The sequence below is a fragment of the Microvirga sp. 2MCAF35 genome, from assembly GCF_052115545.1.
In the GTDB taxonomy this organism is placed as follows: Bacteria; Pseudomonadota; Alphaproteobacteria; order Rhizobiales; family Beijerinckiaceae; genus Microvirga.
In genome coordinates this window covers 30683-42821 of record NZ_JBFRGW010000046.1, presented here as the reverse complement: position 1 = coordinate 42821, position 12139 = coordinate 30683, and the positions used below count along the sequence as shown (strand labels likewise).

Here is a 12139-nt window from a genome sequence, read left to right as displayed (position 1 = left end):
GTCGTCTCCGGGGTCAGGGTCAGGTGTCGCAACCCAAACTCTAACCGAAGACTGGCGATGACCACCTCACAGGCGGCATGCTGCGCTATGGGGAGCTTCGCATGCCGCCCTCGCGGCCCGCTCCTACACCACCTCCCGGGACGCTACCTTCTAAGCCTTGTTCGCCCGCTGCCGGAACGTCCGGCAGGGTAGGTATCGAACCTGTGAGCGCCGTAGCGTTCCGTGCGGATCATCTGGGCAGCCGTCGTGCCTTAGGCCTTCGGTCTTGCGGACGCGGCTCTTCCCAGGCGGCGTCTGCACGCCGTCGAGCGCGCCGATCCGGAATCTTCCTGTCATATGGATTGGAGTCTGAGCCGCAGGAACAGCGGAGGGCGATTGTTTCGCCCTCAGATCCTCAGTCGATACCTTCAGCGGGTCGGGACCGGCTTCTCGCCGCGATAATCGTAGAAGCCGCGCTTGGTTTTCCGGCCGAGCCAGCCGGCTTCGACGTACTTCACCAGGAGCGGGCAGGGGCGGTACTTGGAATCCGCCAGGCCCTCGTGCAGCACCTGCATGATCGACAGGCAGGTATCCAGGCCGATGAAATCCGCAAGCTGGAGCGGGCCCATGGGGTGGTTCGCGCCGAGCCGCATGGCCGTGTCGATGGCTTCCACGGAGCCTACACCCTCATAGAGGGTATAGATCGCCTCGTTGATCATCGGCAGCAGAATGCGGTTGACGATGAAGGCCGGGAAATCTTCGGAAACGGTCGATGTCTTGCCGAGCTTGGCAATGAATTCCTTGGCGGATTCGTAGGTGTGGTCCTCGGTGGCGATCCCGCGGATGAGCTCGACGAGCTGCATGACCGGCACCGGGTTCATGAAGTGAATGCCGATGAACCGCTCCGGCCGGTCGGTCGCGGCCGCAAGGCGCGTGATCGAGATCGACGAGGTGTTGGTGGCAAGCAGGGCGTCCGGGCGCAGCGAGGGGCTGAGACTGGTGAAGATCTTGCGCTTCACCTCCTCGTTCTCGGTCGCGGCCTCGATGACGATATCGCAGACGGCCAGATCGTCGTAGGTGCGGGCGGGCTTGATCCGCTCGAGCGCGGCCTGCCGCTCCGAATCGGTGATGACGCCCTTGGAGACTTGGCGCGCCATGTTGCCGTTGATCGTAGCGAGCCCCGCATTGATCCGATCTTCCGAGAGATCGTTCAGCCGGACGTTCAACCCCGCGAGCGAGCAGACATGGGCGATGCCGCTGCCCATCTGGCCCGAGCCGACAACGCCAACCGTTTTGATCTCTATGCCCATCTGATCTGCTGCCTGCATCCAATCGCCACATGCGGCCGGGCGGAGGGCCGCCCGGACCGTCACTATTCCTGACCTTATTGACCGGCTTTGGTCAACTCCTCCTTCAGTTCCGGCAGGATCTGGAAGAGGTCGCCGACGAGGCCGTAATCGGCGACCTGGAAGATCGGGGCCTCCTCGTCCTTGTTGATCGCCACGATCACCTTGGAATCCTTCATGCCGGCCAGATGCTGAATGGCCCCTGAAATTCCCACCGCGATGTAGAGATCGGGCGCCACCACCTTGCCGGTCTGGCCTACCTGCCAGTCGTTGGGAGCATAGCCCGCATCCACCGCCGCGCGCGACGCGCCCATGGCCGCACCGAGCTTATCGGCGATCGGCTCGATATAAGTGGTGAAGTTCTCGGCCGAACCGAGGGAGCGTCCGCCCGAGATGATGATCTTGGCCGAGGTCAGCTCGGGCCGGTCGGTCTGGGCGATCTCCTCGCCCTTGAACGACGACACGCCCGGATCGTCGGCGGCATTCACCGTCTCGATCGCGGCCGAGCCGCCTTCGCTCGCTGCCGGGAAGGCGGCGGTGCGCACGGTGATCACCTTCTTAGGATCCGTCGCCTGCACGGTCTGGATCGCGTTGCCGGCATAGATCGGCCGCTCGAAGGTGTCGGGCGACACCACCTTGGTGATGTCGGAGACCTGCATCACGTCGAGGAGCGCGGCCACGCGCGGCATCACGTTCTTGCCCTTGCTGGTGGCCGGCGCCACCAGGGCATCGTAGGAACCGGCCAGCGACACGATCAGCGCGGCGGTCGGCTCGGCGAGCTGGTGCTCGTACGCGGGCGCGTCGGCGAGCAGCACCTTCTCCACGCCGTCGAGCTTTGCGGCGGCGTCAGCGACGGCGCGGGCGTTCGCGCCTGCGACCAGCACATGCACCGGCGCCCCCAGAGCCTTGGCGGCCGAGAGCGCCTTGTGGGTGGCGTCCTTGAGGTGAGCGTTGTCGTGCTCGGCGATCAGAAGAGTGGTCATGATGGGTCTTCTCCTTAGAGCACGCCGGCTTCGGTCTTGAGCTTCTGGACGAGTTCGGCCACGGAGCCGACCTTCACGCCCGCCTTGCGCCCGCCCGGCTCGGCGGTCTTGACCACCTTGAGGCGCGGGGCCACGTCGACGCCGAGCGTCTCCGGGCTGGTCTCGTCGAGCGGCTTCTTCTTGGCCTTCATGATGTTGGGCAGCGAGGCGTAGCGCGGCTCGTTGAGGCGCAGGTCCGTAGTCACGATGGCGGGCAGCTTCAGCCCGACCGTCTGCAGGCCGCCGTCGACCTCGCGGGTGACGTCGATCGAGCCCTCGCCCACGTTCACCTTGAACGCGAACGTGCCCTGCGGCCAGCCGAGCAGGGCGGCCAGCATCTGGCCGGTCTGGTTCGAATCGTCGTCGATGGCCTGCTTGCCCAAGATGATCAGGTCGGGCTTCTCCTGCTCGACCACCTTGGCCAGGATCTTGGCCACGGCGAGCGGCTCGACATTGGCGTCGGTCTTGACCAGGATGCCGCGGTCGGCCCCCATGGCGAGCGCCGTGCGGATGGTCTCGCCCGCCTGCTGCGGGCCGATGGAGACGGCGACGATCTCGGTGGCTTTGCCCTGCTCCTTCAGGCGAACCGCTTCCTCGACGGCGATCTCGTCGAAGGGGTTCATGGACATCTTGATGTTGGCCAGTTCCACGCCCGACCCGTCCGGCTTCACCCGGATCTTCACGTTGTAGTCCACTACCCGCTTCACGCAGACAAGAAGCTTCATTCGTTTGTCCTCACCAAAGGTCGGATCCGGATATGGCCGAAAGCCAGCCCTCCGGACATATAGGAAAAAGGCGGATGGGAACCTAGAGCATCGGGCCGAAAAGTGGAAACCACTTTTAGGGAACACCCGATGCGCCAGCCTATGAAGGGCATCGGGCCGAAAAGTGGAAACCACTTTTAAGAGGCGTTCCGGTCGTCAGCGCGGCGCCTGCATTTCCTGCGCCTGGGCGCGGGCGAGCACGGGGTCGTAGCGGCGGCGCATGAAGGGGATCAGAGCAGCCCCCACAAGGAAGCCCCCCAGATGGGCAAACCAGCCCACGCTCTCGTCTCCGCCGAGAAAGGCCGAGGCGAGCTGCAGGGCAAACCAGAGGCCGATGGTCCAATAGGCCGGAAGGTGCAGCGGAATGCCCTTCAGGAACAGGCCCCAGATCTTCACGCGAGGATAGAGGATCAGATAGGCGGCCACCACGCCCGACACGCCACCCGAGGCGCCGATCAGGGGGCGGTGCGGCTCGGTGGTGATGAAGGCGTGGGCCAGGCTCGCGGCCATGCCGCAGAGCAGGAAGAAAACGATGAAGCGGACATGCCCCATCGCATCCTCCACATTGTCGCCGAACACCCAGAGGAACAGCATGTTGCCGATCAGGTGGAACAGCGAGCCATGTAGGAAGATGTTGGTGGCGAGCGTCAGCTCGACCGGGACGAAGGGATAGCCTTCCGGCAGAACCTCGGTGCCGAACAGGACCGACGGGATGAAGCCCAGGCCGCCGACCACCGCGTCCTCGCCGAGAGGGCCGTAGAAGGTGAAGAAATAGGCGACCACGCAGACGCCGATCAGAAACCGCGTCGCGAGCGGCGTCTTCATGTTCCTGAGCGGGACGCCATCGTGAAGCGGCAGAAACATGGGGCGCTCCTAACGGTTCTGCCCGGGCACCCATAGTACGTCGAGTGCGCCCTTGTCATTGACGTAGCGGGACGCAACGAAAAGAAAATCCGACAGGCGGTTCAGGTATTTCACGGCTTCCGGAGACACCTTCTCGTCCGGCTTCTCCATGAGCTCCACCACGAGGCGCTCCGCGCGACGGCTGACCGTGCGGGCGAGATGGAGGGCCGCCGCGGCGGGCGTGCCGCCTGGGAGGACGAAGGACCGCAGAACCGACAGCTCCGCGTTGAGCCGGTCGATCTCCTGTTCGAGCCGGTCGACCTGCCCTTGAGTGATCCGCAGGGGCTCGTAGGGGAGGGGCTTGCCGGTTTCGACGGTGGCGAGATCGGCGCCGAGATCGAAGAGATCGTTCTGGATGCGGCCGAGCATCGCGTCGATCTCATGGCCTGCCGTATGGAGGCGAACCAGGCCGATGCAGGCATTGGTCTCGTCGACCGTGCCATAGGCCTCGATGCGCAGATCGAATTTCGGGCGGCGTCCCCCGGCGGCCAGGGCCGTGGTGCCGTTGTCGCCGGTGCGGGTATAGATGCGGTTGAGGACGACCATGTAGAGCCCGAAGGTTGGGAATTCGATTAGAACGAATACCCAACCCGCGCACCGACATTCGTCAAGCCTCTATTCTCGTCCGAGCAGGTGCCGCCATTGGAGAGATGCTCCACGGTCGCCATCACGCTCCAATTGGCGGAGAGGCGCACGCCCACCGAGCCCGATTCGCGGAAGAGAGGCGAGCACCCGAACTCCTGGCGATGGGCCAGCGGCTGATCCTTGCCATTGTGAAAGGCGCCACCGACGCTGCCCTCGACGAAGATGTCAGGCGTGACGTCGACGGTCCAGGACAGGCCCGCATAGGCGAAGCTCGTCCGTCCGTCGAAATTCAGGCTGCCGCCCACATGCGGCCGGGGGATGAAATAGCTGGTGAAAAGGTCCGAGGCGGTAAACGGTTTAGCAAAAAGGATTTCGCCGGTGAGATTGGCGGAGCCGTCCTGTCCTTCCGGGCCCCAAGGATCCTGAGCGGAGAATCCAAAACGGAACTCCGACAGCAGGCTCGGCTGGGCTGAGGCCTGGGAGGAACTCGTTTGCCGCTTGAATTCGGAGCCTAGGACGCCCGACGTCCCCATAAACAGGACGAGAAGGCTCATGCCTATGGCTGGGCTCATGCGCATCAAGAGATCCGTAAATCAATAAAATCTAGGCCATCAGGCTATGCCGTTATGGCTAACGTTCTCTTAATACAAACCGTGGCGAAAAAGTGTCAATACGGAGATGCCGGGGCCATCATGTGGACAAGGATCCGGTTTTCCACGCATGCCCCAACGTCAGGCAGCGCGCCACCAGATCACGCCCATGATCACGATGATCGCCACGAACTGCAGCAGGACCCGCAGGCGCATGAGGTGCTGCGACCGATTGGCATTGCCGCCGCGCAGCATGTTGATCAGGCCCAGAAGCAGCACGAAGGCGACGGCCACCACCGCAATCGGCACAAGCAAATCGACAAAGCTCGTCATTGTGATTCCATCGAGAGGTTCGGGCGACCGTGGCCCGAACCCGGAGGAGAGGCAAGAGGGCCGATTGCCGTCAGATCAATTCCGCCGCAGCAGCCGCTCGAAATAATCGAGCTCTTCCTGAGGCCGGCTCGGGTCGCCCAGCTTGCGCCGCAATTCATCCAGGATTCGCTGAGCTCGCTGAGCCGGCGAGCAATTGGGACAGGGCACCTCGACACGCCCGTCGGGATTATCCGGATTCCGCATCGGACGACCTAAGGGGTCCGTATCGCGCTGGCCGGCTTGCCGATTGCCACTCGGCTGCCCCAAGGGATCCTCCTGGCCGCTGGCCTGTTCGTTTCCCTGGCCGTCGCCCTGCCGCATCTGCTGCATCTGCTGGGCCATGCCCTGCATGCCGCGCCGGAGGTTTTCCAGCGCCCGGCCCTGGGCGTCCACCGCCGGGCCGTCCTGACCTTGGCTCAGGGCGCCTTCGGCCTCACGCATGGCCTGCTCGGCATCGCCCAGGCCCTGCTCGTTCTGCATTCCCATGCCCTGCATGCGGCGCTGCAGCTCTTCCAGCCTTTCCCGCAGAGCCTGCTGTCGTTGCCGCAGGCCGAGCGGATCCTGGTCCGGCCCGGCCTGGCCGTTCTCGGTCTGCTCCTGATCGTCGCCCTGCTGACCTTGCTGCCCTTGCTGGCGTTGTCCCTGCTGCCTCTGGCCCTGACGCTGTCCCTGGCGGGGGCGATCGCCCTGCTGCATGCGCCGGTTCTGGCCGTCGCGGAAGGTCTCGTCGCGCAGGTTCTGCTGCTCGCGCGCCATATCCTCCATATCCTGCATGGCCTGTTTCATCTCGCGCCCGAGCGGATCGGTCATGCGGCTGTTGGGCTGCGCCGTCTGCAGGTTCTCGAGGATGTTGCGCAACTGTTCGAGCAGGCGCTGGGCCTCGGCCACGTCGCCCCGGCGCATGGCGTCCTCCATCTGGCGCAGCATGCGGTTGAGGTCGTCCTGGGAGATCATCCGATCCGGCGGCGTGCGCTGGTTCTGGTCCTGCGATTGCTGGTTCTGCTGCATGCGCTGGGCGAATTCGCGCAGGAACTTGTCCATGGCCTGCCGCAGTTCGTCCGTCAGGCGGCGGATCTCCTCGTCCGGCGCGCCCCGATCCATGGCCTCCTTCAGGCGCTCCTGGGCGGCGCGCAGGTCCCGCTCCGCATCGGAGAGGTTGCCGTCCTCGATCTGGAGCGCCATGGCCCAGAGCCAATCGGCCACATCGAGCAGCTGCTGATCGGTCTTGGCGACGCGCAGGCGCTCCGCACCGGCCCGCAGGCCCATGAACACACCCCATTGCAGCGTGTATTCCTCCGGAGCGATCAGCAGCGCGTCGAGCGCCACCTGCACGCGCTTGCGGTCGTCGGGCGCGAGCACGAGATTGCGCCGTTGCTCGACCAGCGCCTTGGCGAGAGGATTGGTGAAAGGACGCTGCGGCAGGGTGAAAGTGATCTTGTTGCTCAGCCCCTCCTGGCCGGCTTCGTCCTTGGCCTTGAGCTGGATCGTGACCGGCGCGCCGGCCCAGGCATGGTTCGTGAGGTCGACCGGCGACTTGGTGTCCGGGGCGTTCTCCTCATGGCTCGGCAGGGCCAGGGTGAGCTGGGGTGCGGGGACGAGGGATCGCCCCTTGCTGTTGTCGGCTTTCTCCACGATCCCGTCGAGGGAGGCGATGCCGTAATCGTCCTTGCCCTTGTAGCTCAGGGTGAAGGTGCCGCGCGCATTGATCTCGGGCGGCATGGTGAAGGCGATCTCGGGCAGGCTGTCGGGAATGGCCTCGATGGTGAGCGTCACGCTATGCGCGAAGCCAGTGCTGACCGTCAGCTCGCTCGATCCGTCGAGGGTGTAGCGCTCTTCGCGCATGTCGGCGCGTTGATTGGCTTTGGCCGGAAGGGGCGTCAGGCCCTTGCCCGGCGTGACCTCCGCACTGCCCTCGCCGGCGATCCGGATCACCACGGTCGAGTGGATCGGCGCGCGCAGGTTCTGCCCCCGCGCCAGGTCGATCATCAGCGGCGGCGTGCGGGTATAAAGGGGCGGATCGATCCATCCATCGATGCGGAAGGACGGGGAGGCGGTCTCGATCTTACGCCAGTCGAAGGCAGCAGTGAGCCGCGAACCGATTTCCGGTCCCGCCACGAAGGCGCTCGCCACCAGGGCGAGAAGGCCTGCGGCGCGTAAGGCATAACGGTCCCGCTTTGGCATATCGGGCTGGGGCAGGCCGACGCGCATTCGACCGACGGTTTCTTCAGCCCGCTTGCGATGGAGAGCCCAGAGCGCCTTGGTGCCGGGATCCGCCGAGCCGAGGGCCAGCGTATCGTCGAGAACGCGGGCCGGGCCGTGGCTCAGGCCCGTGTCCCGGTCGAGCCGGTCGAGCGCGCGTGTCCGACTGGGCATGCGCAGGCGAAAGAGCGGCCAGAGCGACAGGAGCAAGGCTACCGTGAAGAGCCCCAAACCGATGGAGCGCCACAGGGGCGGCATATCGAGCCAGAGGCCGAGCCACGAGAGGGTGAAGAACAGAAGCACGATGGCGAGCGGCAGCCAGAGCCGGGGCCAGGCTTCCTCCCACCAGAGGGACCAGCGCGCATGAGCGACCAGACGTCCGAACCGCTGGTTCAGGGGGCTGCGTCCTGGCGACGGGTTCGGGCCTTCGCTCATGCCAAACATCTCCCGCTGCACGCAATGTGCAGTGAACCCCCACTGGAAAAGCTAGCACGCGAGACCCGGATGACCAGCGGTCAATTGCGCACGGAGCTTCAAGAAGAGGTGAGCGGTCGGAGATCTCAATCTTTTCAGGCGGCGTGTTGTTCGAGGCGAATCAAGAATTCAGGCCAGCCAGTCGGGAACCCGGTCGAGCCCGATCAGCTCTTCGTAGGTCGGGCGCGGGCGCACCACCGCGTGGTCATCGCCGCGAACGAGCACCTCGGGCACGAGACGCCGGGTGTTGTAGGTGCTGGCCTGGACCGCCCCGTAGGCGCCGGCGGTCATGATGGCGATGAGATCGCCTGCCTTGACCTCCGGCATGTCGCGGGAGAGGGCGAGATAATCGCCGGTCTCGCAGACCGGACCGACCACGTCCGCGACCATGCGCGGCGTGTCGGGCGAGGCCTCGGCGACCGGCTTGATGTCGTGATGGGCTTCGTAGAGCGTCGGGCGGATGAGGTCGTTCATGGCGGCATCGACGATCACGAAGGGCTTGTCGGCGCCCTGCTTGACGTAGATGACCCGGGCGATGAGCACGCCCGCATTGCCGGCGATCAGGCGGCCCATCTCGAACACGAGCTTGAGGCCGAGACCCCGGGTGTGGCGCTTGATGATCGCCGCATAGGCCTGCGGATCGGGGGGCGGTTCGTTGTTCTCGCGATAGGGAATGCCGAGGCCGCCGCCGAGATCGATGTGGTGGAGCTTGTGCCCGTCGGCCATCAGGTCGCGGGCGAGTTCGGCCAGAAGGGCGGTCGCGTTGTCGTAAGGCGCGAGATCCGTGATCTGGCTGCCGATATGCATGTCGACCCCGGTGACCGCAATCCCCTTGAGCGCCGCCGCCCGGGCATAGACCTCGCGGGCGCGAGCGATGGGGATGCCGAACTTGTTCTCGGACTTGCCGGTCGAGATCTTGGCGTGGGTCTTGGCGTCCACATCCGGGTTGATGCGGATCGACACGGGGGCGCGCACGCCCTTGGAGATCGCGACTTCGGACAGCGCTTCAAGCTCCGGCTCCGATTCCACGTTGAAGCAGAGGATGCCGTTCTCGAGGGCGAAGGCCATCTCGGACCGGGTCTTGCCGACGCCCGAGAACACGATCCGCTCGCCCGGCACGCCGGCGGCCAGCGCGCGGCGCAACTCGCCCTCGGACACGATGTCCATGCCGGCGCCGAGGCGGCCGAGCGTCCGGAGCACGCCCTGGTTGGAATTGGCCTTCATGGCATAGCAGACGAGAGCGTCCGTGTCGCCGAAGGCCTCGGCGAAGACCCTGTAGTGCCGCTCCAGGGTGGCCGAGGAATAGCAATAGAACGGTGTTCCGACCTCGTCCGCGAGGCGGCGCAGATCGACGCCCTCTGCGTGGAGAACGCCGTCACGATAGGCGAAGTGGTGCATTTAAGAGGCCTAAAGCAGCGGATCGAGGATAAAGGGCTTGTTCGGGATCGTGTAGCCCTGATTGGCCTTGGAGCGGGGCGTGCCGACCGGGGAGGGCAGGGTGGCATCGCTCGTCGGAACCTGCGCCTGGGTCTCGGCGGCCTGTGCCGAGGCATCCGGCGGCGGCTCGAGGGCGCCGCGTCGGCCGCAGGCGGTCAGACCGAGAACGAGAAGGCCCGCAACCACAACCGCGCGGGGAAAAGTCAGGCTGGACGACATTACAAGCTCCGAAACGTGGCCGCACCATAGCGGGAAGCGATTTCAGATGCGAGAGGCAAGCGCATCGTGCGGAAAAGTGGCCCCGGTTTTCTGCACCGAACGATGCGCAAGCTAAGAGAGGAAGCATCGGACCCAAAAGCGGACTCGCTTTTGGGTCCGATGCTTTCGGTGCGAGAGACAACAGGCTCCTTGCTCAACGCTTTCGTGATGGGTGGGGGGCCGCGCTTCCGCATTCGGGGCTTGAGGCTTGCGCAAAAAGGCGCCACATCACGGGCCATGTCGAACGCATTGAATTCCCGGAAAAGCTGGCTTCTCGGTCTTGGCGCTCTCGCGCTGATCGGAGGCGCGGGGGCAGCCTGGTACGGCCTTGCGCCCCATGATCCCATGGCGGCCGGCGTCGCCGAATGCCAGGCCTCGAAGCCGACGGTCGAGCGCCTGAAGCCGCTCGCCAAGGGCGAGGTGGCCGCCGTCGGGGTGAGCCAGGCGCCGAAGCCCCCGCCCGTCATCGCCTTCAACGGCCCAGAGGGCCAGCCCATGAGCCTGTCGGACTTCAAGGGCAAGACGATCCTGGTCAATCTCTGGGCGACCTGGTGCGTGCCCTGCCGCCAGGAAATGCCCGCCCTCGACAAGCTCCAGACGGAGCTGGGCGGCTCCGATTTCGAGGTCGTCGCCATCAACGTCGACACCCGCAACCGCGAAAAGCCGAAGGCCTGGCTGCAGGAGAACGGCATCAGAAACCTGGCCTATCACGCCGACCCGGAAGGCAAGCTGCTGCAGGTGCTGCAGAAATCCGGCCATGTGGTCGGCCTGCCGACCACTTTCGTGGTCGATGCCTCGGGTTGCGAGATCGCCCTGCTGAAAGGGCCGGCCGAGTGGGCTTCGCCCGATGCCGTCACGTTCATGAAGGCCGCCCTTAACCGTTCCTGAGCGTCAGGCTGCGTAAAGCTGGACGGGGGCCTCGAAGCCTTTCAGGCGATACTCCCGTGCTTCGCCTCTGACCATGTCGCGCCCGGCCCTGTCGAAAACGGCACGGGTCACCAAAATTTCGCCTGTCGCGGCCGCCGCCTGGGCCCGGGCGGCCGTGTTCACCACGGGACCGATCGCAGTCAGGTCGCGATGCGACCGGCCGAACTCCCCGAAGCTCGCCACGCCCGAGTCGATGCCGATCCCGACTCCCAGGTCGGCGTCGCCAAGGGCCGCATGGTCCGTGAGCAGGGTTTTGCGGCGGATCTCGCAGCGGCGCAGGATCTCGCGCCCGGCCCGGACGGCCTGCTCGGCATGGTTCGGCTGCTGGATGGGGAAGTTGAACAGCGCCATGATGGCGTCACCGATGGTCTTGTTCAGCAGTCCGTCATACTCCCAGATCGCCTCCGCGCATTCGTCGTAGAAGGCATCGAGCAGGGATGAGACCGCGTCGGCCGGGAGCGACTGCGACAGGGCCGTGTAGCCCCTGAGGTCGGCAAAGAGGACGGAGACGTCGACGGGGATTTTGCGGGCCTTCATGATCCGCGTGAACATGAGCTCGCAGACCGTGCAGGTATTCGGGTTCATCCGGCTCGGGCGAATGCCGAAGATGCGGAAGGGCACGGAAGCCGGCCCTCTGAGGGGCACGGGGAGGCGCAGCTGCTGCCAGCACCCCTTGCAGATCCTGGAATGGACGGGCGCCATGGGTGAGCCCTTCGAGGTCGCAGCGGAACCGACCCGACAGGCGGGGGGATCCCGACGCCCGTCGCCGCATGAAGATGCCGGCCGCACAGGGTACCATTGCCCCGGGGAGCGGCCAACCCAGCTTGCCGACCGGTCAGGCCAGAAAAGTTCCGCCGTCGGGAACGCCGATCTCGCCGGAAAAAGCCGGCTTCGCGAGGCGCCAGGGGCGGTCCATGGCCTTGCGGGCCTCGCCGCGCTGGAGGCGACGCGGGGTGCCGTCGGCCAGGATTTCCTCGATCACCAGAAACCCCAGCGCCTGCAGCATGACGGCCGCCATCTTGGTGGCCCGGTCATCCGCCCGGACGGAGAGCGAGCCCGCGGCATAGATCCGCTCCATCAGGCTCCTGGGATGATGAGCCACGGCCTTGCGCGGCTTGAAGGCGACGACATTCGTCTCGGGTTCGAACATGGAAAAAGCCCCTTCTCGCCGCTCCTTCTTATTCTCTGTCGAGCGGCTCTTCTGTTGCGTTCAGCACAAACCATTGTGCCGAAAACTGAGCCGTTTAAGGAATGCGACATAAAACGCCCCCTGTTTGGTGGGG

At 65.3% G+C, this 12139-nt stretch carries 13 protein-coding genes; 1 reads left to right on the top strand and 12 read right to left on the bottom strand.

The genetic code is table 11. The annotated features are described in order from the left end of the window. Positions 1-407: 407 nt before the first annotated feature. From AB4097_RS18720 to lptM, 10 genes are all read right to left on the bottom strand, one after another. Positions 408-1289, bottom strand: a complete 882-nt coding sequence (locus AB4097_RS18720; protein ID WP_442042307.1) for a 3-hydroxybutyryl-CoA dehydrogenase — start codon at positions 1287-1289, stop codon at positions 408-410. A gap of 74 nt (positions 1290-1363) precedes the next feature. Continuing rightward, positions 1364-2308: an electron transfer flavoprotein subunit alpha/FixB family protein gene (locus AB4097_RS18715; RefSeq protein ID WP_442042305.1), complete on the bottom strand. Its 945-nt coding sequence runs from the start codon at positions 2306-2308 to the stop codon at positions 1364-1366. 14 nt (positions 2309-2322) lie between these two features. Next, positions 2323-3072 (bottom strand): electron transfer flavoprotein subunit beta/FixA family protein, encoded by a 750-nt coding sequence (locus AB4097_RS18710; protein ID WP_442042303.1) that lies wholly within the window; start codon positions 3070-3072, stop codon positions 2323-2325. A 195-nt stretch (positions 3073-3267) separates the two neighbouring features. Continuing rightward, entirely contained in the window at positions 3268-3975 is a 708-nt protein-coding gene (locus AB4097_RS18705) for a rhomboid family intramembrane serine protease (protein ID WP_442042301.1), read from the bottom strand. Positions 3976-3984: 9 nt separating this feature from the next. Then, the gene (locus tag AB4097_RS18700) at positions 3985-4560 is read right to left on the bottom strand and encodes a cob(I)yrinic acid a,c-diamide adenosyltransferase (protein WP_442042299.1); all 576 of its coding nucleotides are present in this window, start codon (positions 4558-4560) and stop codon (positions 3985-3987) included. A gap of 26 nt (positions 4561-4586) precedes the next feature. Continuing rightward, entirely contained in the window at positions 4587-5171 is a 585-nt protein-coding gene (locus AB4097_RS18695) for an acyloxyacyl hydrolase (RefSeq protein WP_442042297.1), read from the bottom strand. A 159-nt stretch (positions 5172-5330) separates the two neighbouring features. Next, on the bottom strand, positions 5331-5522 hold the full coding sequence (locus tag AB4097_RS18690; protein ID WP_009763302.1) for a twin transmembrane helix small protein: 192 nt from the start codon (positions 5520-5522) through the stop codon (positions 5331-5333). Positions 5523-5597: 75 nt separating this feature from the next. Then, entirely contained in the window at positions 5598-8195 is a 2598-nt protein-coding gene (locus AB4097_RS18685; protein WP_442042295.1) for a TIGR02302 family protein, read from the bottom strand. A 168-nt stretch (positions 8196-8363) separates the two neighbouring features. Continuing rightward, positions 8364-9632 carry a diaminopimelate decarboxylase gene (gene lysA, locus AB4097_RS18680; RefSeq protein ID WP_442042293.1) on the bottom strand — a complete coding sequence of 423 codons (1269 nt, stop codon included), beginning with the start codon at positions 9630-9632 and terminating at the stop codon, positions 8364-8366. A 9-nt stretch (positions 9633-9641) separates the two neighbouring features. Further along, positions 9642-9890, bottom strand: a complete 249-nt coding sequence (lptM, locus tag AB4097_RS18675; protein WP_442042291.1) for an LPS translocon maturation chaperone LptM — start codon at positions 9888-9890, stop codon at positions 9642-9644. A 276-nt stretch (positions 9891-10166) separates the two neighbouring features. On the opposite strand from lptM, the gene tlpA reads away from it, so the two are divergent. Further along, entirely contained in the window at positions 10167-10817 is a 651-nt protein-coding gene (gene tlpA, locus AB4097_RS18670) for a thiol:disulfide interchange protein TlpA (RefSeq protein ID WP_442042289.1), read from the top strand. Positions 10818-10820: 3 nt separating this feature from the next. On the opposite strand, the gene AB4097_RS18665 is transcribed toward tlpA, so the two are convergent. Continuing rightward, positions 10821-11558 (bottom strand): adenylate/guanylate cyclase domain-containing protein, encoded by a 738-nt coding sequence (locus AB4097_RS18665; RefSeq protein ID WP_442042287.1) that lies wholly within the window; start codon positions 11556-11558, stop codon positions 10821-10823. A gap of 133 nt (positions 11559-11691) precedes the next feature. Next, positions 11692-12006 (bottom strand): hypothetical protein, encoded by a 315-nt coding sequence (locus AB4097_RS18660; RefSeq protein ID WP_442042285.1) that lies wholly within the window; start codon positions 12004-12006, stop codon positions 11692-11694. Positions 12007-12139: the final 133 nt, after the last annotated feature.

Bases quoted from the DNA above. Each gene is read 5' to 3' on its own strand.
- lysA (WP_442042293.1), bottom strand. From the start codon at position 9,632: ATGCACCACTTCGCCTATCGTGACGGCGTTCTCCACGCAGAGGGCGTC.
- AB4097_RS18720 (WP_442042307.1), bottom strand. From the start codon at position 1,289: ATGGGCATAGAGATCAAAACGGTTGGCGTTGTCGGCTCGGGCCAGATG.
- AB4097_RS18685 (WP_442042295.1), bottom strand. From the start codon at position 8,195: ATGAGCGAAGGCCCGAACCCGTCGCCAGGACGCAGCCCCCTGAACCAG.
- AB4097_RS18695 (WP_442042297.1), bottom strand. From the start codon at position 5,171: ATGAGCCCAGCCATAGGCATGAGCCTTCTCGTCCTGTTTATGGGGACG.
- AB4097_RS18710 (WP_442042303.1), bottom strand. From the start codon at position 3,072: ATGAAGCTTCTTGTCTGCGTGAAGCGGGTAGTGGACTACAACGTGAAG.
- lptM (WP_442042291.1), bottom strand. From the start codon at position 9,890: ATGTCGTCCAGCCTGACTTTTCCCCGCGCGGTTGTGGTTGCGGGCCTT.
- AB4097_RS18690 (WP_009763302.1), bottom strand. From the start codon at position 5,522: ATGACGAGCTTTGTCGATTTGCTTGTGCCGATTGCGGTGGTGGCCGTC.
- AB4097_RS18715 (WP_442042305.1), bottom strand. From the start codon at position 2,308: ATGACCACTCTTCTGATCGCCGAGCACGACAACGCTCACCTCAAGGAC.
- AB4097_RS18665 (WP_442042287.1), bottom strand. From the start codon at position 11,558: ATGGCGCCCGTCCATTCCAGGATCTGCAAGGGGTGCTGGCAGCAGCTG.
- AB4097_RS18700 (WP_442042299.1), bottom strand. From the start codon at position 4,560: ATGGTCGTCCTCAACCGCATCTATACCCGCACCGGCGACAACGGCACC.
- tlpA (WP_442042289.1), top strand. From the start codon at position 10,167: ATGTCGAACGCATTGAATTCCCGGAAAAGCTGGCTTCTCGGTCTTGGC.
- AB4097_RS18660 (WP_442042285.1), bottom strand. From the start codon at position 12,006: ATGTTCGAACCCGAGACGAATGTCGTCGCCTTCAAGCCGCGCAAGGCC.
- AB4097_RS18705 (WP_442042301.1), bottom strand. From the start codon at position 3,975: ATGTTTCTGCCGCTTCACGATGGCGTCCCGCTCAGGAACATGAAGACG.